Source organism: Chthoniobacter flavus Ellin428 (assembly GCF_000173075.1).
Classification (GTDB): domain Bacteria; phylum Verrucomicrobiota; class Verrucomicrobiia; order Chthoniobacterales; family Chthoniobacteraceae; genus Chthoniobacter; species Chthoniobacter flavus.
On sequence record NZ_ABVL01000007.1, the window covers coordinates 200,815 to 223,741 of the forward strand.

General features: G+C 61.1%; 19 protein-coding genes. 12 read left to right on the forward strand and 7 right to left on the reverse strand.

Features of this window, described 5'->3' with window-relative positions:
* Positions 1-138: 138 nt before the first annotated feature.
* On the reverse strand, positions 139-2,976 hold the full coding sequence (locus tag CFE428DRAFT_RS13790; protein ID WP_042724951.1) for a hypothetical protein: 2,838 nt from the start codon (positions 2,974-2,976) through the stop codon (positions 139-141).
* A gap of 316 nt (positions 2,977-3,292) precedes the next feature.
* Here CFE428DRAFT_RS13790 and CFE428DRAFT_RS13795 point away from each other — a divergent pair, with 316 nt between their 5' ends.
* Positions 3,293-6,361 carry a protein kinase family protein gene (locus CFE428DRAFT_RS13795; RefSeq protein WP_006980173.1) on the forward strand — a complete coding sequence of 1,023 codons (3,069 nt, stop codon included), beginning with the start codon at positions 3,293-3,295 and terminating at the stop codon, positions 6,359-6,361.
* Between the two features lie 150 nt (positions 6,362-6,511).
* Here the strand turns inward: CFE428DRAFT_RS13795 and CFE428DRAFT_RS13800 are convergent, their stop codons facing one another.
* From CFE428DRAFT_RS13800 to CFE428DRAFT_RS13810, 3 genes are all read right to left on the reverse strand, one after another.
* Positions 6,512-7,294: a hypothetical protein gene (locus CFE428DRAFT_RS13800; RefSeq protein ID WP_006980174.1), complete on the reverse strand. Its 783-nt coding sequence runs from the start codon at positions 7,292-7,294 to the stop codon at positions 6,512-6,514.
* Positions 7,295-7,375: 81 nt separating this feature from the next.
* The gene (locus CFE428DRAFT_RS33610; protein WP_006980175.1) at positions 7,376-8,806 is read right to left on the reverse strand and encodes a cyclic nucleotide-binding domain-containing protein; all 1,431 of its coding nucleotides are present in this window, start codon (positions 8,804-8,806) and stop codon (positions 7,376-7,378) included.
* Between the two features lie 3 nt (positions 8,807-8,809).
* Positions 8,810-10,759, reverse strand: coding sequence for a hypothetical protein (locus CFE428DRAFT_RS13810; RefSeq protein WP_006980176.1), 1,950 nt, complete (start codon positions 10,757-10,759; stop codon positions 8,810-8,812).
* Positions 10,760-10,920: 161 nt separating this feature from the next.
* On the opposite strand from CFE428DRAFT_RS13810, the gene CFE428DRAFT_RS13815 reads away from it, so the two are divergent.
* From CFE428DRAFT_RS13815 to CFE428DRAFT_RS13830, 4 genes are all read left to right on the forward strand, one after another.
* A complete protein-coding gene (locus CFE428DRAFT_RS13815) occupies positions 10,921-11,913 on the forward strand; it encodes a hypothetical protein (protein WP_042724952.1) in 993 nt (330 codons plus the stop codon).
* A 104-nt stretch (positions 11,914-12,017) separates the two neighbouring features.
* Positions 12,018-13,391, forward strand: coding sequence for a type VI secretion system baseplate subunit TssK (gene tssK, locus CFE428DRAFT_RS13820; protein ID WP_006980178.1), 1,374 nt, complete (start codon positions 12,018-12,020; stop codon positions 13,389-13,391).
* 34 nt (positions 13,392-13,425) lie between these two features.
* Positions 13,426-14,127: a DotU family type IV/VI secretion system protein gene (locus tag CFE428DRAFT_RS13825; RefSeq protein ID WP_006980179.1), complete on the forward strand. Its 702-nt coding sequence runs from the start codon at positions 13,426-13,428 to the stop codon at positions 14,125-14,127.
* A 12-nt stretch (positions 14,128-14,139) separates the two neighbouring features.
* Complete coding sequence (locus CFE428DRAFT_RS13830; RefSeq protein ID WP_006980180.1) at positions 14,140-14,529, forward strand: hypothetical protein; 390 nt, start codon at positions 14,140-14,142, stop codon at positions 14,527-14,529.
* A gap of 23 nt (positions 14,530-14,552) precedes the next feature.
* Here the strand turns inward: CFE428DRAFT_RS13830 and CFE428DRAFT_RS13835 are convergent, their stop codons facing one another.
* Positions 14,553-14,810 carry a hypothetical protein gene (locus tag CFE428DRAFT_RS13835; RefSeq protein WP_157447511.1) on the reverse strand — a complete coding sequence of 86 codons (258 nt, stop codon included), beginning with the start codon at positions 14,808-14,810 and terminating at the stop codon, positions 14,553-14,555.
* A 16-nt stretch (positions 14,811-14,826) separates the two neighbouring features.
* On the opposite strand from CFE428DRAFT_RS13835, the gene CFE428DRAFT_RS13840 reads away from it, so the two are divergent.
* The 5 genes from CFE428DRAFT_RS13840 to CFE428DRAFT_RS33615 all read left to right on the forward strand — a co-directional run bounded on the left by CFE428DRAFT_RS13840 (position 14,827) and on the right by CFE428DRAFT_RS33615 (position 20,096).
* A complete protein-coding gene (locus tag CFE428DRAFT_RS13840; protein ID WP_237705495.1) occupies positions 14,827-17,580 on the forward strand; it encodes a type VI secretion system protein in 2,754 nt (917 codons plus the stop codon).
* 17 nt (positions 17,581-17,597) lie between these two features.
* Positions 17,598-17,804: a hypothetical protein gene (locus CFE428DRAFT_RS13845; protein WP_157447512.1), complete on the forward strand. Its 207-nt coding sequence runs from the start codon at positions 17,598-17,600 to the stop codon at positions 17,802-17,804.
* Positions 17,801-18,685, forward strand: coding sequence for a hypothetical protein (locus CFE428DRAFT_RS13850; RefSeq protein ID WP_006980184.1), 885 nt, complete (start codon positions 17,801-17,803; stop codon positions 18,683-18,685). The genes CFE428DRAFT_RS13845 and CFE428DRAFT_RS13850 overlap by 4 nt, the downstream gene beginning before the upstream one ends.
* Before the next feature lie 78 nt (positions 18,686-18,763).
* Positions 18,764-19,177, forward strand: a complete 414-nt coding sequence (locus tag CFE428DRAFT_RS13855; protein WP_006980185.1) for a hypothetical protein — start codon at positions 18,764-18,766, stop codon at positions 19,175-19,177.
* A gap of 16 nt (positions 19,178-19,193) precedes the next feature.
* Complete coding sequence (locus CFE428DRAFT_RS33615; RefSeq protein ID WP_006980186.1) at positions 19,194-20,096, forward strand: hypothetical protein; 903 nt, start codon at positions 19,194-19,196, stop codon at positions 20,094-20,096.
* An 88-nt stretch (positions 20,097-20,184) separates the two neighbouring features.
* Here CFE428DRAFT_RS33615 and CFE428DRAFT_RS37315 read toward each other — a convergent pair whose 3' ends face one another.
* The gene (locus CFE428DRAFT_RS37315; protein WP_006980187.1) at positions 20,185-20,880 is read right to left on the reverse strand and encodes a hypothetical protein; all 696 of its coding nucleotides are present in this window, start codon (positions 20,878-20,880) and stop codon (positions 20,185-20,187) included.
* Between the two features lie 105 nt (positions 20,881-20,985).
* Between CFE428DRAFT_RS37315 and tssA the strand changes: the two genes are divergently transcribed.
* Positions 20,986-22,098: a type VI secretion system protein TssA gene (gene tssA, locus CFE428DRAFT_RS13870; protein ID WP_006980188.1), complete on the forward strand. Its 1,113-nt coding sequence runs from the start codon at positions 20,986-20,988 to the stop codon at positions 22,096-22,098.
* Here the strand turns inward: tssA and CFE428DRAFT_RS37320 are convergent.
* Entirely contained in the window at positions 22,037-22,657 is a 621-nt protein-coding gene (locus tag CFE428DRAFT_RS37320) for a hypothetical protein (protein WP_157447513.1), read from the reverse strand. The two genes, tssA and CFE428DRAFT_RS37320, sit on opposite strands and share 62 nt — an antisense overlap.
* On the opposite strand from CFE428DRAFT_RS37320, the gene CFE428DRAFT_RS13875 reads away from it, so the two are divergent.
* On the forward strand, positions 22,644-22,907 hold the full coding sequence (locus CFE428DRAFT_RS13875; RefSeq protein ID WP_006980189.1) for a hypothetical protein: 264 nt from the start codon (positions 22,644-22,646) through the stop codon (positions 22,905-22,907). The two genes, CFE428DRAFT_RS37320 and CFE428DRAFT_RS13875, sit on opposite strands and share 14 nt — an antisense overlap.
* Positions 22,908-22,927: the final 20 nt, after the last annotated feature.

Here is a 22,927-nt window from a genome sequence, read left to right on the forward strand (position 1 = left end):
TCGGCTGCGGTGAGATACCGGCGGATACGCCCGGAAGCGATCAGCAGAAACTCTCTCTAGCCTCTCGATCCGACGATCGAGAGGCTGAGAGGAGATAGGAATTAGCGCCTCAGTCTGGAACCGGTCCTGGACTGGATTTTATTTTTTCTTCGGGAAGAGCTTCAGAATCTCGATCTGGACTTCCTTCATGATGTCCGCCAGCGAGGGCGGCTGCGTGTCCTGCTGGTGGGCGCGGAGAATGGTTTGGAGCGCGGCCAGGCACTTGATGCCGTTTTTCTTCGAGTCATCATCGAGGGCTTTGTCGAGCCCGGTGTTGGCATGGCGTTGGACTTCATCATCGATCACTTTTTCCAGCGCGTTCGTGTCGATCTTGAGCATCGCTTCCACGAGCTCGGCGTCCATGGGCTCCGAAGCGCCTTTGGTCGGTTTGCCTTCGGCATTCGTGAGCAGGTCCGCACCAACCTTCGGCGTTCCTCTTCCCAGACCGTACAACTGTAGCTGGATGGCGTCGTTCGGTAGGAAGGATGCTCCAGCGTCGAATGGACGAGCGTTCATCTGAGCGCCGTCGCCTTCGAAGAAGACATTATCCCATTTCAAGTCGAGGAAGTTGCCCGTGGCCAGGCCGGCGAAGATGGTCTTCTGCAATTGCTTGCCTGGAACAGAGTCCTGGAAAACCGCGGTCGTAGCCACATCCTCGGGCGCGAGTTCATTGGAAGCGGGCAAGAGTTTTCCGTCGATCCCTTCCACCAGGGCGCCGGTAGTACCACCGATCGTCGCGATCGTCGACTTGGGAAAACCGAAGTCAAAGCCGGTCTGTTGAAGGATGGCGTCGGTCACCTTGCTGGTCACTGCTTCGCGGATCGCGCCGCCTCCCTTCGGTAGCCCCATCATGCTCGATTCGCCCTTGGCGCTCTTGAAGGCAAACTGCACTTTGTCCTGGGCATTTTTGAGCACGAGGACCTCCGAAGAGCCGCCCGACGGCCGGCTCACTTTGCCATTCTTCAGGACGTCTTTGGCCATAATTTCACGGCTCCGATCCATCAGTTCGTTGCCTTCGTCCTGCTTTTGCGCATCCCAGGGAGGCGGACCGAGCCTGGTTTGCACCTTCTCGAAGAGGCTGGCTTCCGCGTCCTGGAGAATCTCCTCGGCCGCTTTCTCCTGATCGACAATCGCCTGTGGCCGGGAACGTCCGGGCAGTTTATCGTAACCGTCGGCGTGGTCGGAAAAGAGTTTCCGATACTGACGAGCCAAATCCCGGACGGCTTTCAGGTTCTTTTCCGATTTGTCAGTCTCCGCGGTTTTGACTGCGGCCGTCAGATCCGCGATCAGCTTGGCATTCTTCCGCAACTGAGTTTCCAGTTGCGCGTCCATCGTTTCCGCGAGGCGGGTCCCTTCGGGACCACTGACGGTGTTTTCCAATTGATCCTTCGCCTCCTGGATCGCCTGATCCAGCAGAGAGCTGTCGAACGGCCTTCCTTCCGCTTTCGCGACATCTGCCTCGAGTTCCAGATCGTCGGTCGCTCGCAGGAGTTTTGCCTTGGCCTCCTTGACGCTCTCTTGAAGACGCACGTTATAGTTGTCGACCCCTTGCTGAAGGGCCAGCTCCAACGCGTCCAGTTGCTTGGGCGTCACCTTCTTGCCGGACGCCTTTTTCATGGCCTTGGCAATATTGGCGGCAGACTTTCTTTCCGCTTTCACTTGAGCTTCGCGCTTCTTCTTGTCCTCGGGTTTCTTCGCGCCGCCGATGTACTGTTTGTCCAGTCCCTGCTTCTTGAACTGCGAAGTTTTCTTGGCCAGCACCTTGCGGTCCACTGTCACGGGAGTGGTGGCCAGTTGGGTGGTGGCGGTTTGGACTTTTTGGGGCGAGAACGCGTTTTGGGCCAACGTGCGGGCCGTGTTGTTCGCTTTCTGCAAAGAGCTATTGGCGCGCTGGCTGATCACCTGCCCGCCGTCCTTCGGTTGACGCTGCCCGCCGTTTTGCTGGCCTCCCTGGCCTTGAGGATTGGGGTTAGGCGGAACGCCGCGGCCCTGAGGATTTGGGTTCGGTGGAACAGTGCGACCCTGAGTATTTGGAGTCGGCGGAACAGTGCGACCCTGAGTGTTGGGGTTTGGCGGAACGGTGCGGCCTTGAGTATTGGGAATCGGCTGACCGGTGCGATTTTGAGGAGTGGGCGGCCAAGGGCGATTCTGAGTGCCGCCCTGCTGACCGGGATTCGGTGGGGGGACGGTGCGACCCTGAGGATTAGGATTCGGGGGCGGGACGGTGCGGCCTTGAGGATTGGGATTCGGTGGCGGGACGGTGCGGCCTTGAGGATTAGGATTCGGCGGCGGGACGGTGCGGCCTTGAGGATTGGGATTCGGCGGTGGGACGGTGCGCCCCTGAGGATTGGGAGTTGGTGGAACGGTGCGCCCCTGAGGATTGGGAGTTGGTGGAACGGTGCGCCCCTGAGGATTGGGAGTTGGTGGAACGGTGCGCCCTTGAGTATTGGGGTTCGGTTGACCAGTACGGCCCTGAGTATTGGGAATCGGTTGACCGGTGCGAGGTTGAGGAGTGGGCGGCCAAGGGCGATTCTGAGTCCCGCCCTGCTGGCCAATGCCTGGCCGGTTGGTCGTCTGCGTGGTCGTGGTGTTTTGCTGCCCCGTCTGGCCCACCTGCCCGTGCACTTGCCCCTGGGGTTGTCCCTCCTGCCCCGTGTGGGTGGTATCCGTGGACTCCTCATCGTCGCCGACGAGGGGCCGCAGTTCGTAGGCGATGCCGGTGGCATGCGCCTTCATCGCGGCAGTGACCTGGACCGCATTCTCTCCGGCCTTGGAAGCAAAGATGATCTTGCTCTCCTCCTTGAAGCATTTGCCATTGAGGATCGATTTGTCGCTTCCTGTCGAGGTGATCATATCCTTGATCAGGAGTGGGGTGGGAGCTGCCGGGGTGATGAGGACCTGGACACCTTTGGGGCCTTTGTAGACACCGAATTTCATGGGTGTGGGGCCAACTTTGCTAAGTGCGGATTTGAGTTCGTACGACATAAGCAGATTGAGGGCTGATTGGGGGTTCCGACCAATCGATAACGCCGCTCAAAAGGGTCTCAGAACGACGCCCGCAGGCAATCTTTTATTCCCGGTGTCGACGGCGAGCTACTTCCAAATTGACCGGGCCATGCTTCCATGGTCGACTGCGTGTTCATCCATTAAATCATCCCCAATCGCGCGGTGTAGATTGGAAGGTTCGGCGGTGTGGTGGCCAATCGTCCCGACGGAAGGGGAGTGAAGCGAAACACCTGCCCAGTTACTAACTATGCCACTGAAAACGCCGTCCCAAGTCAGCACCATCGCTGAGTACAAGAAGTTGATTCAGGCCGATGCCCGCAACCTCACCGCGACCGGTTCGAAATTCCATTACTTCAAGAAATTCACGCTTGGGGACAAGACCACCGGGCCGGCCTTTTTTCTCGGAACGATCGACTCCACGTTGTTGGGGACGATCACCAAACAAGGGACGGGTCTGGCGATGGGCCAGGCGACGATCAACGATAATGACGAGATCACGCTGGAGGTGGCGAGCGGGGACGTGGCTTATGGCGGACTTTCGAAGGCGTTGAAGGGATGGGGAGTGACGCGGGTTCTCCATATCCCCCCGGGTGCGGAAGGCGAGGAGTCTTCCAGCGAGGAGGTCGATCTGTCCAAAACGGTTCTTCCGAAACTGCCGCCCACTCCGCAGCGCCAGCGCGGAGCGCTGAACCCGGGTAATCGCGTCGGGCCGAATCCGGGGGTGCAGCCGACGGTGCGACCGACGCAGCCGGGGGCGCAAGGCCCCACGACCGGTCCGCGACCGATGCCCCCGGGCCCCGGTATCAGACCGACACCGCAGGGCCCCGGTCTAAAACCGATTCCCACCCGGAGCCCAATCGGCCAGCGACAGGTGCCGATCCGCCCACCCGGCACTGGGCAGACCGGGCAGCCGGGGCAGACCGCGCCGAATCCGCAGGCACAGGGGGGTACCCAGCCAACCCCGAAAACCACGCCGCCGAATGTGACCGCGCCCAAACCGGGGCCAGGGCAGACGCCCACGCGGCCGACCAACCTGCCGCCGCTGCCGGCGACGCCGAAGAAGGTTTTCGACGATCGTCTGAAAGTCTTGAAGCCGCTCTACGAGAAGGCGGCGCAAGGCGCCATCGGCGGCACCTTGACGCCGATCTACAACGGCATGCTGGTGAAAGCGAAGGCCAACGACTTCGCCGGCGCGCTGGCCGATGCCGGCAAGCTGGAAGTCGCCATGAACAAGGCCGAGTTCGCGGAGAAAAAAGGGGTGAAACAAACGCGGCGCGCCGCCAAGCTCGTGGACACCTTCACCGCGATGAAGAAGAACGTTTTCCCGGCGGGAACGAGCGATGCCCTCAGCAAGGACAAGAGCCTCGTTGCGGGCAAGCACTTCAAGAGCTTCCTCGCCGCGCAAAAGGTCTGCGAGACCACCCGCGACGCCAAGACGCTCGGTGACCTCGAGAAGGCAGCCGATGAGTACCGGGAGCATTTCGAAAAAGACTTCAACGACCGGGAAAAAAAGAAGCCCGAAAATCTCCGCAAGCTCGCGCTTTGCGACTCGGCTTTGAAGTCGGCCCGGCAATACCGGATGATCACCGAACACGAAAAGCTCGGGCCGCTGCCGTGGGATGAGGAAAAGGAGGAAAAAGCGGCCGAACTCTATGCGCAGACTCTCTTCGAGCAGGAAGACGGCAAGATGGCCGCGCCCAATGCCGATGCCGGCGTGATCGGTTCGTGGTGGGTGGAGAAGACGGTGGCCGATGCTGACTCGGGGAACAAGCAGATGAAGAAGACTTTCATCTTCAAACCCTCGGATGCCGAGACGCGAGTCAACGGCTTCCCGCGAGGCGGCAGCGCAGCGCGCGAAATCATGGGCAAGGCGATCAGCGACCAAGTCTCGGCGATGACCGGTCTGGATTTCGGCACCCCGGAGACGGAGTTGATCACCGTGAACGGCGCCAGCCTGAAGGGCACGAATGGCAAGCCCGGCAAGCCCTGGCCACGCACGGGGTCCATCCAGCATTTTGCCAAGTCCGACGGCGAGATGCGCAAAGCCGACCCGGCGGCCCTCAAGTTAATTCCGGACGAAGAAGTCCAAAAGCTGGCGGTGCTCGACTTGATCCAACTGAACATGGATCGGCACGACGGCAACTTCATGATCGGCGACGATGGCAAGGGCGGGAAACGCCTGACCCCGATCGACCACGGCCTGGTGATGCCCTCGCGCGATGGCCTGGGTGCGCGCCGCGCTCGACTGGGGCGGCCGGCGCACGCGCTGAGCAGAATGCCGGGAGCGGACAAGAAGCTGTCCCCAGAGATGGTCGAGAAGATCAAACAGATCGATCCGGATGAAATCATCGCCGCCTTGAAGAAAAAGCAGGCGGCCATGGCGAAGCTGCATCCCGGGGCCACCATGGCCGCCGGGGTGACCGACGAAAATTACAAGCTGATGAAACGCTCGATTCAGTTTTTGAAGAAAGCCTCGACCGAGTTGACCCTCGCCGAAATCCAGGACGCCTATGTCGTCAGCCTGGAGAAAATCTTCGACTCGGCGGACAACCAGATGGACAGCGGATTCGACGATGCGATCCAGGTCGCGAAGGCCCGCACCCCGCTCCACGCCGAGGCCGACAAGATCCTCGACGATTTCGATAAAAACCAAGCCATCTTCGAAGGGCTGGGCTGGGGATTGTCCTTCGGGCTCAATTACACCAACTGGCAGCGGTGGGTGATGATGAATCCGGAAAAGACCGTCAAGATCTTGAAAAACAAGACCGTGAATCCGGCGGTGCAGGCGACGATCCAGAAGCTGCAGGCCGAGATCCAGCGCCTCGATCCCACGGTCGACCCGAAGACCCTGGTCGCTCCGAGCCCGGCGTTGGACAAGCAGGTCGATTTTTTGAAAAAGAAACAGCAAGCCGCCCTGTTGGCCAAGGCCAAGACTCTGGGCGTGGATAAGCCGTCGGAATTCCGCGATCTTCCGCTGATGGAGGCTTACGAAGGGATGGGCGGCGCCGCCAATCTCCAGGGGATGGATTCCACGGCCCACAAGCTTCCTTTGAAGGACCAGGTGGAACTGATGGCCAAGATCGAGTTCCAGCGCATGGGCGGCGAGAAGGAGATGAATCGCATCCTGCCGCAGCTTCCGGGCAACGTGGGCAAAACGATCATCGAACAAGCGGAGGCGCTGCGCTTCTGGAAGGAGTATGAGAAGCGGGGCGGGAATCGCGAATACGAGCGCCTGGGATGTAACGAGGACGTCACCGGGCTGCGCGAACGCATCGCAATCATGGAGGCCGCGAGCGAAATCTCGGCGATCAATTGATTGACGGGATCGCCGCCCAAATATTTGGGCGCTGACTGACCTTAAGAGAACTGTGAAATAAATAGCCGCTTCCCTCCGCGTGTCATTCCAAGAATGACCGCGAGGAGGGCGGTTTAATCTCCAAGCACTGCCCTCCTCTTTTAGCTCAACTTACTGAGCCCCGGCAGCGATGAGCGCTTCGATGCGCACTTTCAGCGGATCCTCGAGATTCTTCACCGTATCCAGACCGATCAGCTCGATGAACGCCGGCACGCCGGAGAAGCTGACCGCGGTGAGGATCAGATCGTCCGCCGGGCGGAAGGTGGGCATTTGCGCGGTGACGGTGACCAGCGGCAGTTTGCCGAACGCGGGGAGTTCCTCGACGCGCAGGTCGAAGCGCAGGGCTCCGAGCAACGTGGTCAAGCCGGTGTTGCGCGCCACGAGCGTATTAAGCACGAGTGCATTGAGGACGAATTGCCGCATCAAGTCGGGCTGACGATCGGTGCGGGAAGCCAACCCCCGGGCGACCTGCGCGAGCGTCGCGCCCGATTTGTAACCGACCACCCAGCGCCCGGGATGCGTGATGGTGATCGCCTTTTTCTGCGAGCCCGAAGTCGCTTCGTGCGTGTACTCCCAGCGGTAAAGCTCGAGCGTGGGATCGATGTGCGTCAGCCACGAGTTGTCGAACTCCCGCGGCAGATCGAACGGCTTGCCGGCGAGCGCCTGGTAGCCCTGCTGAATCTGCGCGAGCGCTTTGTCCCCGTAAGCCGTGACCGACTTTCCGCCGGCATGCTTTCCCAACAGTCGCTCCGGTTCGAAAAGCGGACGAAGCGTTTCCAAATAGCTCACGAGCTGACCCTGCAGAAAGGTCGCGATCGTCTCGGTATTGCGACGCGCTTCCGCCAGTTCAGGAAAAGTCAACGTGGGCGCGGGTTGATCGGATTCGGAGCTCATAGGGTTGGGGGAACGGGATGGGCTAAGACGAGGATGCGGAAAGGCAAAGGCGTTCGCGGGCTACAGGTCGTGAAGGAAGCTTCAGCTTTTCTGACATGTGGCGAGATAGAAGAGGCCTTGCTCGTCAAAGGTAAACTTTTCCCCCGCCCGACGGAAGGCGGAACGTTCAAAGAGCGTATTCATGGCGTTTTCGTCGCGGTGCACAATATTCCAGCCCAGCACGTGAGTGAGGAGAGTCTTGTCGGGATTACGCGGATGCAGGCTGGCCACACAGACCCGACCGCCCGGCTTCAGCAGGCCGTGCAGGTAGTTCAACAGGCCGACGGCAAAGCGGTCGGAAAAAGAGGAGATGAGCAGCGTGTAGGCGAAATCCTGCCCCTCGACCTGCACGTGTTCCTGGCCGAGGGCCAGATTGACGAGGCTTTCCAATTCGAAACGAATGCGCGTGCCGCTACGATTGGTTTGCAACCAGTGCAAGGCGTCGGGGTCGAATTCGATGAGCGTCGCGTTGACGCCCGTGCCCTTGACGGCGACCATGCCGAACAGCTCGGCGGCTGGCGCCGCGCCCACGGCGGTGATCTGCACCGGACCTCCGGTGGAGCTCTCCGCGGCCTGGCGCAATTCGTTTTGCAAAAGCCGGCGGCTGGCCCGGAAGGCGTTCATGGCCGGCAGTGCGAGAAATGCCTTGTCGAATGAAGGTCCGAGTGGCGCTTTGCCATCCGGCTTGTTCGAGTGGATCATCTCCATCGCGTGAAAATCCCCGGGATAACCGCGCGGCTTTTCAAAAAGTTGGGCTGGTGTGCAGGCCTTGAGGAAGTAGGGGAGAAGCTCGCGCTGCACGCGGGCGCCCAATTCTTCCCGGGTATCCACCGTTTCTGGTGAGTCCGGGCCGATGGCGCTGTCCAGCGCGGCGCTGTAAGTGCACAGCGGCCCCGCCAAATCGACTGCGTCCAACTCCGCAGGCGGCAGCTTGCTGACTTCCACGAGACGCGATTTGAATTCCTGGGTGCGGCGCGCGATCTCGCTCCAGCGGGCGCGCGTGGCGTCTTCGGCCACCGGTTCGGCGCCGAGCCAGCGTTCGATCTGGCCGACGGCATCGCGCAGGCGGCGCGAGGCGACCACGGCCAGACCTCGATAGAGATGGGCCGAGAACGCCATGTCTTCCTCCAACTTCGCTTCCACCACCGCGCGGGGAAGCGCGAGAACTTCCGATTCCTCGAGCGCGCGAACCGTGGCCGAAGCCGGCCGGTCTTCGAGGAAGGACATTTCACCAATGATCTGCCCTGGACCGAGCCGGGCGATCTCCCGGCCCTGGGCGCCTCCGACGGAGACGCTGAGCACACCGCTGAGCACGAGATACAGTGTTTCAATGCGGGTGCCGCTTTCGACGAGGACAGTGCCGCCGTCACAGAGGCGCCTTTCGCCGGCGGTGCGCAGCCACGCGATTTCGCTATCGGACAATTCGGCGAGCAACGCGAGACCGGCCTGCTTGTTCGGATCGTTGGAGACCATAAATTAGGCGTGGCGAAGCAACTGGTCGACCACCGAGCGGATTTCGCGGTTCATGTTCCAGTCGATCAAAATCAAGCTGCGCGAGCGCAGCAACAGGTTCTCGAAGTGGGCGATCGGCTTGTCGAAAACTTTTTCCAGCGCGAGGGCCGGTGCGTCACCGAGATCGTGGCAGTAGCTGCCCGGCAGCAGACCGGGGAAACACCGCATGATGATCGCGATGGTGGTCCACCAAAGATCGGCGGGGAAAAGGATCTCGGCATCCTCGGGTGAAAGGGCGTCCTGCAACAGGCGATGCGGGCCGAGGTTGGCCTGCCAGCGCGGATCTTCCTGCAGGATCGACCGAATCGTCGCGGGGAGTTGCGAGACGTCGGCGCTTTTCTCCATCACTTTGGCGGCGAGGGAAAATATCTCGTCCAGGGCCTTGGGCAGGGTGAGACCACCGCCGCTGGCCAGCAGCGCTTCCGCCGCGATCACGCCCAAGGCGTGCAAGTCGCAGGGTGTGCTCAGCACCGGCAGGGTTTCGAACATTACGTGAGGAATCGCCACGCCCGTTTCCCGGAGGGAGGTGAGCACTGTGGGCGACAGCACGCCCGGGAAGGTGCGAAAGCGCAGCTCATTGGAAGAGAGCGCTTCGGAGGCATCCCAGCGTCCGTAGAGATTGACCCGGCCTGAAGGCAAGGCGACGTGCAGGCAGAGCAGGTCGTTGGCCGCGATGGTCACGCGTTCCTGGGTGGTCAGCGTGCCTTCGAGAACACACGTCTCGTTTTGGCCCATGACGACTTCGCGCACCCGCAGCGTCCCGGTGCCGCGCACTGCGGCGCTCGCCACCGGGCGGTAGATCGAAGTGCCGCCGACATCCGGGGAGGCAAAGAAGCGCACGTCAGTCGTTTCCACCGGCAGCGCAATCGCTTCGCCAGTAAACGCCAGCGTGGTGGAGCTATTCCAGAGGAAGGGCAATTGGGTATCCGTCTCGCCCAGGCGCACGCGGAAGCTTTCGCTGCGCAGATTGAGAAAGGGCAATTGCTCGCGAGCCACCCAATCCCGGACCAGCGCCAAGGCCGCGCAGATGGTTTGCAGCTTGAGATGGAACGTCTCCAGCATGCGCCCGGCACGTCCTTGGGAAGCGAGCAGGAAGTGTCCTGCGCCCTGGCGCATCGCTTCCTGGTTTTGCAGGGTGCGATACACTCCTTCGGGCTTGAAGGGCTTTTTCCCATGCTCGATCCCGCGCCACGTTCCGCCGGAGAGGATGGAAAACCAATCGGCCAACTCCAGGAGGGCGAGAGAACGCACCATCATCAAGCCGCCGCCGGGATTGATCGGAATGATATTTCCCAGCGCGGTCTTGAGATTCACCGTGCGCTCGTTTTCCGGAGCGCCTTGGGTGATCGGGATGAAACGGGGATTTTCGCCCCCGGAGGTAAGATAGCGGAAGAGGGTGGTGCGATAGGGGGGCAAACCGGCCGCTGTGAGCGTGGCATCGTCCGTGGCCAGTCGCCAGCGTTCCCCCGTTTCCGCATCGACGGGATGACTGGTGGATTCGAGGGTCAGGCCCAGGAAGAGCGGGAGGGGATGGAGAGTCTCCCAACCCGCGGCGATGAAGTTATCCGGCGCCGTCGCCTGCCAGCGTTCGGCCCGTTTGGTCCATTGTTGATCGAGCACCTCATTGCAAAAAAGAGGTACATGTGAGGGGAAGCGCTTCTCCAGGTTTTCGAGATTTTGCACCCATACTTCGAGCCATTCGCGTACGTGGCCCGCGGCATCGGTGACACAGCCGAGATACACGGAGGCATCCGAGGTTTCGCCCAGAGAGATGAGTAACCCACCCACTGGATCGGGCAGATCTTTGACGATCAACCCGAGGCGTAACGCACTGGAAGCATCCGGTTCCAACGCAATCACTCGATAACCCTGCTGGATGGCGAGGGAGGTGGCGTTAGAGACAACCGCGTTCATTTCTGGGCGAACTTAGTACAGTCCCGGCCAAAGCGTAAAGTGCGGAACGCACGAATGATGCAGATTCGTTTCTCTGATTTATGCCTGCCGAGGCATCATCATGCAAAGAAGCGAATCTACTCGACACTCCTGCGTGTGCCTTTTTTATTACTGTCTCTAACATGAGCGCCGCCGTAACTGATGATCCTGCGCGTTCCAAACCGGCACCAGAGCGCCTGGCGATGAGCGAGGATGCGGAATGGGCCAGTGGGCTGGGAGCGCAATTAAAACTGGTCCAGGCAAGTTTTGCCGAGGATGACCCCGTAACCCGCCAGCAATATATCTCGGATGAGATTGCGCGGGCCCTCAAAACGGTATCTCCGAGCAAGCGCCGATCGTATCTGCAGGCCCTCGCCGGCCGTTTTCCCTCGTGGGAAGGGGCGCCCGCCCCCAAAGTGAAGCCGACCCTGGAGTTATCGCCGGAAGAATTGGTCAACCGCCTGGTCGAGGCGGCGCCGTATCTCACCATCGCGCAAAGACGCGCCATGGCCGAGCAACTGGAAGGCGCCGGTCTTGTCGCCTCGCGCCCGGCTGCCGGGGCGGCTCCCGCATCTGCCGCCGCGTCGGAACCGATTCCAGAGGAATTACAGAGAAAACTGGGATTGGACCCGGATCAAGCCCTGTCGCAAGTCCGCGTGCTGCGACTCATCGCGGTGTTGATCGAGTTTTCCGTCACGCTGGACCAGCTTGCCTGGAACGTCTGGAAGCAGATCGCGCCGAAGTCCATCGTGCGCCGCGATGGCGGAGCGGAGAGCGATTTTCGGCGGATTGCCGGCCCGTATCTGGCGGGAGACGACGAAGTTTCCACCGCGCAGATTTCGCAGGTGGTGGACAAGACCCGGCAACTCATTGCCGGCCTGCTCGCCGGCATGGGCTCGACGGGAGAAGCCTTTGCCAGGCAGTTCCTGACGCGGATCTCGCCCGGGGCAATCAAGGAAAAGGCCGATGCCGAATCGGGCTTCTTTGTCGGTCCTGAGCAGAAATGCTGGCGCAAGTACCTCGAGGTCTTCAACGACATCAATGGGCCGATGATCGAGAAAGAGATCGCCGAAGTGCTGGCCACGCAGGCGGAAGAATTGATCCTCGGAAAAGGGCGACAGGGAGGGGTCGCGTGATGAATGCGCGCCATTCATTGCCGAGTCGACATTCCTTTTACGCTCTGTCCTTAATGTCCCCAGCCCGATCCGCGTCGATCACTTTTCTCCCCCGCCTCTCCTAAATGTCCCTGCAAATCCACTGGCACGAAGGCCTTTTCCTCCAGCCGCATCACCTTCAGCAGTTGCAAAAGGGTGCCAACGACCTTTTTGGCACGGAGCGCCGTCTTCAGTTCCCGTATCCTTACGGCATCGTCGAGGCGCGCCTGTCGGTCGATGAACTCGAAAGCATGCGCCTCCGGTTTGACCGGTTGCACGTCGTCATGCCCAGTGGCGTGCAAGTGCGCTTTCCGCATGAGGCGGAATTGCCCTCGCTGGATGTCCGGCAGGCCTTCGCCAGCAGCGGAGGCAATTTTACGGTCTATCTCGGCGTGCCGTTGTGGTTCGCCGGCCGGGCGAATAGCCTGCCCATGGACAACGGTGGGGATTCGCGGGCGAAACTCCTTTACCGTCTCGCTGAGGTCGAGCATGCCGACGAGAACACGGGGGAAAATCCCAAGCCGATGCTCATGCGGCGCATCAATGCGCGGCTCATGCTGGAGACCGAAGACCGGTCGGACATGGAAGTGATCCCGCTGCTGCGCATCGTGCGCGGCGTGGGGGAAAACGTGGGCACCCCCCGGCAGGATCCGGAATTTATCGGCCCGTGCCTGTTGCTGCGCGGATCGCCTGTCCTGCTCGAACTGGTCCGCGATTTGGGGAGCCAGGTGGTCGCCAGCCGACAGGAACTGGTGGTGCAACTCACGCGCGGCGGCTTCAGCCTGGAAAACCTGCGCGGCTTGCTCTTCGAGCAGGTCATGCGCCTGCGCACGCTGAACCGCTTCGCCGGCAAGCTTCCCGCCCTCGCGGAAGCGCCCAGCGTCACGCCCTTCGCCATCTATCTTGAATTGCGCGAACTGCTCGGCGAGTTGACGGCGTTGCATCCGGATCGGGACGAATTCGAAGTCGCGGCCTATGTCCACGACAACCCGTATCTCGTCTTTGCCGATCTTTCCGCGAAGATCCGCTCTTATCTCCGCGGTGCGGTCGCGCCGAGTTTCATCAAGCTGCCCTTTGTCGAACACGAAGGCATGCTTGCCGCTGTTCTCGAGGACCAGCACATCATGGGTCCCAACGAATACTTCCTCGGCATCAAGACGGCCGAAGACCCGGTCCAACTGGCCTCGCTGGTCGAGGATGCGGATCGTTTCAAGCTCATGCCGCGAAGCCTCGCGAATCGGGCAATCCGCGGTGTGCTCTTGAAGGAAGAGCGTTTCGCCCCGCTGGAATTGCCCTCACAGACCGGTCTCTACTATTTCCGCCTGCTCCGCAACGAAAGCGCCCGCGCCTGGCAGCAGATCATCACCGAGCGCGCCGCTGTGGTGCGCTGGATGGACCACGAAGCCGATTATGACATCGCGCTTTATATGACGGTTCCGCCGGGCGAGAACGCGGGCTGAGCGGCCTCCGAAAATTTAAACTTATCGTGCTTTAATGACCCTCCTGGAACTCACTGAGCCTCTCTTCCAGTACATCTGCATGCTTAACCGCATTGCACGAAATCCTGGTGGCGAAAATATGGGCCTCGATGCGCTGCGCCCCGTCATGGTGGACATGCTGGAAGGCATGAAGGCGCAAGCAGAGCCGGATCCGCGGCTGGCTACCCAATACAAGAAGATGGAGATGACGCTCATCTTCTTCGTCGATTCCATGCTCTCGGAGAGCAAACTCACCCTCGCTCCGCAATGGAACAAGCACCGCCTCGCCTACGAGCGAAACGAGCTGGCGGGTGATGAAAAGTTCTTCGATCTGCTCGATGAAACCCTCGCCGAAAAGGGGAGCGAAGCGGATGAACGTCTCGAAGTTTACTACGCCTGCCTGGGTCTTGGCTTCCAGGGATGGTACGCCGGTCAGCCGGAGTATCTGCGCAAGAAGATGCACGAGGTTTCGCTGCGCATCAGCCGGGTGTTCGATCCGGACCAGCGGGCCCGCATTTGTCCCGAAGCTTACCAATGCACCGATGGCCGCGATCTCATTGAACGGCCCGGATTAAAAGTGCTCACGATCGGCATCTCTTTTGTCGGGCTGTGTCTCGTGGTGCTCGCCGTCAATTTCCTCCTCTTCCAAACGGCATCACACGGGCTCGCGGAGGCGTTGCGCGAGATCCTGCAACACGATCTTTGGTCAGGGAAATAGTTTAGCGCTGTCATGAACGTCCTCTTTTTCTTCCTCCAGGAAATGCGCGGTTTGCCTGCCTGGACTCGTTGGATCTTCACCATCATGCTGTTTGCGTCGGTCCTCGGCGTGTCTGAGTACGTCAGCCCGGTGGCCGGGCTGATCGTGGCGCTCGGCCTCGCTGCGGTGGTCGGCGTGGTGGCGCTGGTGCAGTACATGATCGCCAAGCGTCGCGACAAAAAGGCGTCCGAGTTTGGCGGCGAACTGCAGGGAAATTCGGAAAGCACCCCCGACGCGGTCAACGATCCGGGCCGCCGCGCGCGCCTCGCTGACCTGCGCAAGAATTTCGAGCAAGGCCTCGAGCGCTATCGCTCCACCGGCAAGGATCTCTACAAGCGTGCCGTGGTACGTCATCGTCGGTGAACCCGGCGCGGGCAAGACCGAGGTCATCCGCCAATTCCGGTGTCGGCTTCCCGCCGGGCATGCAGGATGAATTCCAGGGCGTCGGCGGCACGATCAACATGAACTGGTGGTTCACGGATCAGGCCGTGATCCTCGACACCGCGGGTCGTTTGCTCTTCGAAGAAGTGCCCCCGGGCACCACCAGTGAATGGCAGGAGTTTCTCGCGCTCTTGAAAAAGCATCGGCCGGATTGCCCGATCAACGGCTTGTTCCCTCGCTATTCCCGCGGAGAGTCTGATCAAAGATGGCCCGGTCGAGATCAAGCGCAAGGCGGGCCGCATCGCGCAGCAGCTCGAGGGCATTCAGAAGGTCCTCGATATCCGCTTTCCCTGCTACGTCGCTGTGACGAAGGCCGACTTGCTGAATGGCTTCCGCGATTTCTTCGACGAACTGAACGACCCCACCGCCGCGCAGCAAATGCTCGGCTGGTCCAATCCGGAACCGCTCGATCGCCCCTTCTGCGTGAAGCTGGTGGAAGAGTACGTCTATACCGTGGTGGAACGCTTGCGCCGCCGGCGCTTTGGTCTGTTGGTCGACCCGATTGCCCGGCAGGGCGATCGGCGTGTGGACGAGATCGACCGCCTTTATGCGCTGCCGCATAGCATTCATCTCATCGCGCCGAATCTGCAGCAATATCTGCTGACGATCTTCACCGAGGGTGAGTGGACGGTGAAGCCGCTCTTCCTGCGCGGCATTTATTTCACGTCCTCCATGCGCGAAGGTTCCGCGCTTGACCAGGAGTTGGCTTCGGCGCTGCAGATCGATGTCGATCAGTTGCCCGAGGGCCGCGGTTGGGAGCGCGAGCGGTCGTACTTCCTGCACGATCTCTTCACCGAGAAAAGCTTCCATGAAAGCCGCCTGGTCACCCGCGCGAGCAACACGAAGCAGCTCCTGCTCAAGCGGAGGCTTGCTCTCTTCGGCGCCGGCGCGTTGGCCGCGCTGCTCCTCCTCGGCTTTTCCATCATGAGCTACCACACGCTGCGGAGCAGCGTCGGACGGCAGAGCGGATTCTGGGCGCGCGCCAGCGAAGGCTGGAACGGCAACGTCTGGAAACCGGTGGTCACGGCGCAGCCCTTGGGACCATGGAAGTTTGAAGGCGCTGAGCCAGTCGGTCAGGGCGAAAAGCGTGAAACGCAGATGCTCTTCAAGGAGCCCAAGCTCTCGCTCGCCGAATTCCACGCCCGCCTGCAGGAACTCAGCCTGCAGCCGATTCGGGTCGGCATGGTGTTCCGCCCTCTGGCCAGCTTCGGAGTGGAGATCGACCGTGACCGCAAGCGCGCCGCGCGCATCGTTTTTGAAGACAGCATCGTCAAGCCGCTGCTCGACGCCGCGCGCAAGAAGATGAGCGAGACGACGGTCCAGATGAAACTGACTCCCGAGGAGGAGCTACAAGAAGCCGATGCGTTGCTCGCGCTGGTCCGCCTGGAAGCTGGGGTGGCCCGTTTGCACTCCAATCGGCCCGATCCCGCGGCGAACGCGGAGAATTTCCTCAAGCCTCTCGTTCACTATGTTTCCAATCAGGAGCCGGGTGACGAACTCGTGAACACGATGAAGATGCTCTACTCCGAGGAAGGCGCGGCGCCGCATGCCTGGCCGCCGGATTGGTCGAGCGGTGGGAGCTCCCTCGCGGAAAATGTCGCCATCGATCACGGTCTCGCGCGCTTTTTGTCGGATGCCCAACGCTCGCTGAAGAGCGGTTCCGACTCGTTCCCGGTCCTCGACGCGCTGGTCACGGAGTTGAAAAAATTCATGCGCGCGGAGGACTTCTTGTATGACGCGTCGCGCGGTATCGGTCCGACGGAACAAACCGACGCCGGGGTGCTCGGATCGTTTTCCACGCTCGAGTCGAGTTTGCAAAACGTCGATCTGCAGATTGCGCATGCGCGCGAGATCGGACTGTTCCCGGATGGGCAACTTTCGCTCGCCGCCGCCTATGAAAAGCTGCTCAAGGAAGGGCGCTCGAAGTATGTGGTCGCGAAAGGAATCCAGACGGAGGTCGACGATCTGCTGGGCGCCGCGGCGCAGGGTGACACAGGAAAATCGGAGCCTTCGCTCTCGGGGAAAGCAGGCAAAGCGAAGGAGTTGCTCAACGAGGCGACGGCTTCGAAAACCAAGACCGCAGACCGCCCCATTTTCGGCGAGATTCGCGATCGTCTGAAAGACCCGCTTGAGGCCATGGCCGCGAAATTCCAGGGCGGCTATTCCGACGCCGAGGTGGCCGAACTGAAACTCCTCGACGACGTGAACCTCACGGATTCCGGGAAGAACATGCCGAGCTACAAGGCGCGGTGGAATGTCTATCAGCAGAGCATCCACGCTTCGCCGCCGATGACCTACGCGAGCAGCCTCGATCTGATCACGCAAGGGTGGAAGCCGCTGGCGGATATCTTCGCGCACATCAACGAGATTCGCACGGCGGTGCAGGCCTACAATGGCAAGGAGCGCGACAAGGTCGTCGCCATCTGCAACTACTGCCTGCATCGAGCGGAGATCACCCATGGCGACGAGTTCTGCAAAGCGTTCCTCACCCAGGCGCGGGCGAAGCTCTCGAAGCTCGCGGTGTTCCCACTCGTGGGGCCGCCGTTGAGCGGCGCGCCGACCCTCACGGCCGATGAGACCGTGGCGGCGGGAACTTTGCTGGATCGCATCCAGGAAGGCTTGCGTTCGCCGATCTTGAAGTCGGTGCAATCTCCCAGCAAGCAAGCCCTCGTTGATTTCTCGAACAAACTGGCTCCGCTGAACCCAATCGCCGAGGCGCTCCTGACTCCGGAAAAGAGCATTCGTCTTTGCCGCATCGTGCTGCTGGGAAAACAACAGCAGTTTGAGCTCTCGGGCCAGCGGACGGGCATCGCCACCTTCAAGGCGATGCAGTTGCGCGCCGGCACGATCGAGCACGGGTCGGTCGTGAAGTACGGCACGCCGGGATTGGTGCCACCGATGGCGCCGGCGAAACCGAACTCGGCCGCTTCACGCTCTACGAACCGTTCCATTTCCACTTCCACCGCGCGGTAACCGACACGCACATCGCCGTGGATATGCCGGCGCCGAGCCCGTGGACCTCACTCGAATTGTTGTTCGAGCATCAGGGCACGCGCATCGGTGACGGAACGCGGTGGCGCGTCGCGCTTTCGCCTGAAGCGGGCAAGTTGATTTGGGTCGAGATTCGCTTCGACAAACCTTTCCCCGAGTTCGACGCGTGGCCCACGCGCGAGCAGATCGGCCTTCCCCCACGATGAGCGAGTTCGCGAAGACTTTCCTGCGGGATGGGGTCGAAGACGGAGAGTACTTCGGAATCTTCGGCAAGCATCCCGGTTGGGATGACCATATCGAAGATTTGCCGTTGCCGACGATGAGCATGGCCGTGGCGAAGCAGCTCCTCTACGTGCGGGGCATTGGTTCGCAGATCAGCTCCGGCGCCTGGGCGCGCCTGGCCGAAGACGCGCGCCTGCCGGATTTCGATCACGCCTTTTTGTGGATGCGCGGGCGGCAATGCCTGGCCGGGCGGATGTGGGCTTCGCGCGATGGAAAGAAACGCGCCCATTTCCCGATGATCGCGCTGTATCAAGGGGTCAACGTGCAGCCCGATGCCGTGGTCGGCTCGATGCTGGCGCGGCTCGAAAAGATCGCCGCGGGTGTTCGTCTGGCGCGTTCGGCGGAGAAAGTGCGGGAGATCATTGCCAGTCAGGCGAATCACAGCACCGAGGCAATGGCGGAGGAGGGCCCCACGGTTCTCCATCTGAATCGGACCGCGGTGTCGAAGTTTACCCGCGATTTGCGCGGAAACCTCGCGCCGGGTTGCCGTGTGGGGGCGGATCCAGCCGACCTGTCGGGCACCCTCCGCTTTTGGGCGCGCGTCAGCGGCTCCCTGGTTTCCCCGGAAATGCCGCTGCTTTGGATCGCCCCGGTGGGCGCTTCCTGGATCGATGTGCTGGCCCGTGAGCCGATGCCGACGCAGTTTTTCTGCCTGCGCGCCAAACCACCGGCCCTGGCCATGACCTACTCCGCGAACACGCAGGAGCCCACGGAAGAGCTGGACGCCGCCGAAGCGATCAAGACCGCCACGGAAGGAAAAGGGGGAGGCGGGCGCAGTTGGTTTGCCCGGATGATGGGGCACTGATAACCCCACGCATCTTTATACTATCTCAGTCTCGGAGATTATGTTAACCAGTCTTATGCTAAGAACTTGCGGTCCAAGATGAGTTTACCATCTTCCACCGACGATAGTCCCATTATTGAAGGTTCCTATTTCGCCAGCCGCAGCGCCTGGCTGGCGGCCAGGACGGAGGCGCATGCCGCTGTCGATAAGATGAAAGCGCTCGTCTCGAAGACGAAGGACCCGCGCGCGGCTCAGGTCGGGGCGGCACTCGAGCGGATCATCCGCCGCATCCCGGATGCCGGGGCGGCGCTGGAAGCACTGGCCGATGCGGAAGATCTCGGTGGCGAGACTGCGGCCTTGAAAGAGAACGCGCGCAAGACCGTTCAATTGGCGAGTTACTATCTGCGGTCCGACCGCCTGGCGGCCATGATCCGCGATAATCCATTTCATCCGGTGAGCGTGGACAAGATTTACACCCACGCCCTGCAAACCATCCAACGGGAACTCAAGTGAAGGACGCCTGCTGCTCATGACCAAGGACGAAGACGATTGGCTTTCCGATTTTCTGGAGACGGCGCAAGCCTCGGCCCGCCAAAGCCAGATTGCCGCGGAGAAAGACTATGCTTCGAAACTAAGGCTCTTCACGCCGCGCCTGGAACGCGCGCGCCCGTGCGACAACGAGCAGCAACTCGCCAAGCGGATGGCGGCCTGTCAGGAACTGGCCACGCAAAAGAAGTTTGACGCCGCTTCGGATACTCTCGACCAGGCCTGGTATCTCGCGGGCAATCTGCTGCGTGAAGCGCAAGCGGCCATGCCGCAAGAAGAACCCGCGCCTGAGGATCCGCCGCTCGCGGAATCGTTGGGTGTTGCCGCGACTGCGGCTGGTGTTGCTGCCGTAGCCGAAGAACTTTCCGCGGAAGAAGCGCCGGCGGTGGAAGAACCGGTGGCCGAAGAGCCTGCGGCGACGGAAGAACCCGCCGCGGAAACTGCGCTCGAAGAGGCCGCGCCTGCGGAAGACATTTCCGATGCCCCAGCGGCCGAAACGAATTGGGAGGAGACCTCTGGTGAAGTAGCTGCGGAGAATACCGACGCGAATCCGGAGGAAGCGGCCGAAGAAGAGTTACCCGCCGACGAGGACGGCGGCGGACCTCCGCTCGAGGGATCTTCTTTTTCCATGGTCGCTGCGAGCAGCGAAAGTGACGAAACGACTTCTTCCGACGAAGCTCCCGCCGAGGAACCTCCGGCGGACGCGGAAGCTCCCGTCGAAGAGCCACCGGCCGAAGAAGGATATACCGAGGAAGTGCCTGCGGAAGGTGAAGCTTACACTAGCGAAGAGCAACCCACCGCCGAGGAAGCTCCGGCCGAGGAAGCTCCGCCCGAGGAAGAAGCCCCACCCGCAGCCCCGCCACCCAAAGGCCGCCGCCGCTCTTAGGCACGCGCCCGCGCGACGTAGCCGAGCGACCTGTCACGCAAGCGCGATGGCTCGCCGTTTCGAAATTCGGAAGCGCTGCCCAGGCGCCTCACCCTTTCATCCGATTGATCAGGAAAAGGTAGTTCTCAAAGTGATCCAGAGTCGTTTCAAATTTTGACAACCCTTTGCACAGGTTGGTCCAGCGCATCTTCTCCTTGGGATCGCGGCTCTTGTTGATCTCCGCCGCCACCGAAGTGATTTGCTTCTTCACCAATTCACGGGCATGCGGAAGCAACTCCATCGCCTTTTCCGCATCGCTATTCGCATCCAATTTCGCGAGCGCCGCCAGCACAGTAGGGCTCAGCGTGCCTTCGAATTCCACGATCACCTTCTTGTAATCCGCGCCGAAATGCAGACCCGTAAGCTTGGGTGGCGGAGGCGGAGTGCCCCCGGTTGCGGCAAAATGTTCTGCCTTCCGCTGCAAGAGGAGAAGCTCCCGCTTGATATTCTGCCACGTGCGCGTCGCTGACTGTTCGTCGAAGCCTTCCGGCGGCGTCTTGAGCTCCTTGGCATGCTCTGCATCGCGCTCCTTCAGCTCTTCCTGGAGCGCGAGCTTCAGCTTTTTGAACGCGTCCTTGAGCTTGTTGACGAGCGCGTCATGGTCGTTGGGCTTGATATCCTTGGCGGCCAGGCGCTTGGCGATCTGGTCCATCGCCAAAAAACATTTCGACGTATCCACATTCGGTTTCTGTTTGAACCGGGCCAGCAACCGCTTGTACTGGGGCTCGAATTGGACGAGGGCCATGCCACGATTTGGCAATCTTCTGTCGATTACGTCAAGCCAGCGATTGAGGTTCGACAAGGGCCGGACTTTTCCACAGCCTCACCGTTAGCAAGATCACGAATCAATATGGATATCGAACCTCTGCTCCAACCCGTCTCGGCCGATGCGCCGTGCGGCGAGGATCTTTCCTACGATGCGGGCTTCAACGAGCTCGAAACCCTGGCCAAAGGCAAGGAAGCGCAACAATTCTCCGGCTCGGAGAATCCCGAGTGGGCGGTCGCTGCCGAAGAACCCGATTGGCGGGTCGTGCGGGACAAGAGCGCCGAACTTTTCGCGCGCTCCAAGGACCTGCGCCTCGCGGTCCTCCTTACTCTCGCCCTGCTGAAGCTCGAGGGCCTGGCCGGTCTGCGCGACGGGCTCACGCTCCTGCAGCGCCTGCTCCGCGAGCAATGGGACGGCGTCTATCCACGACTCGATCCCGATGACAACAACGACCCCACCGAGCGGGTCAATATCGTCGCCGGTCTGGCCAAGCCGCTCGCCACCTTCGGCGATCCCATGCGCTTCATCGAACGCATCCGCGTCGCGCCGTTGACCAACTCGGTGCAGATGGGCCGCTACAGCCTCGCCGATATCACCCAGGTCGGACTGCCCCCCGGATCGTCGTCGACCCCGCCCACGCAAGCCCAGGTGGAGGCCGCTTTTCGCGATACCAATGTCGATGATCTGGTCGCCGTGAGCTCCGCGACGCTCGCCTGCAAGAGCACGCTGGCCGACATCGATAACGCGCTCATGGAATATGTGGGCGCGGGGAATGCCGTAAACTTCGACGAACTGAACTACGTCCTCGACGAAGTTCAGTCGACGCTCGCTCCCTACCTGCCGAGAGACGAGTCGGCGGATTTGGATTCGTTGCTCTCGGAGGTCCAGGGATCGGACGCCTCGGGTGCGCCGGCGGCGGGACAGCGGCGGGGCGGTGGCGGCGCCTTCAGCGGCGAGATCCAGTCCCGCGACGATGTGGTCCGGATCATCGACCAGATTTGCGAATACTACCGGGTGACCGAACCGGGACATCCGGTGCCGCTGCTCTTGCGTCGTGCCCAACGTCTCGTGGACAAGGACTTCATGGCGCTCATGGAAGACCTCATGCCCGAATCCCTCGGACCGCTTGGGAATATCATCGGCTTGCGGCGCGATGATGTGCCCATGCCGATGGAAGAAGCTCCGCCCAGCGAGTAAACCGACGAACTGAATATTCGCGATGGATCCAGACGCGGTTCAGGAGGCCTTGAGCGTGCAAGGCAGCTTTCTTAAAAAGCGCATCCTGCAGGAAATCTACGATAACATTCCCGGCCTCTTTGTGATGGACGAAGAGGTCGGCGTGCGGTTTGGCGAAACGCAGGCGGCCGACATGGTGTGCTTTCAAACCACCGACCAGGGCAATGCCTTCTACGTTTTGGAATGCCATCGGGCGGCGGACCAGGCCGCGTGGGTGTTTCTGAAGCACATCGGGCTGCAGTTTCGCGAATTGCGAAAGCTCCATCGCTGCGAGTTGCTGAGCGATCCCTCGGATGCTCCGCCGACCTGCAAGCGGGTTTGTTCGGAGGGTTACGAATTGCGGGAGGAGAAGAAGGGAAAAGTCGCCCTCGAAGCGACCGTGGTCCTCAATGCCGCGAACCGGCTCAGCGGAGCGTATCTCGGATTCATCAAGTGGCTGCAGCAGCGGAAAATGAAAAGCAAGATCGTGGTCGTGCCGATCCTGGGTCACCACGGCGCGTCTGCGGATGGCCGACTTCAATTGGAGCGAAGTCGACATCGCGAGCGGGAATCTGCAGCAGCCGCTGAAGATGGAGGAAGTCGATTGGGTGATCCTGAAGCATTCCTTTCCTACTCCTCTCCAGGAGACGCAGGATTTCCGATTGATCGACGGCGAGCTTTCCTACCCACAGCTGACGACCGAAAGCCTCTACATCGTCCAGTCCGACTCGCTGAAGGACTTTCTCTCCAGCGACCAGCTCGCCTATTTCGGACAAGCGGTCGACCGGTAGAGTCGTTCCGGAAACGGCCG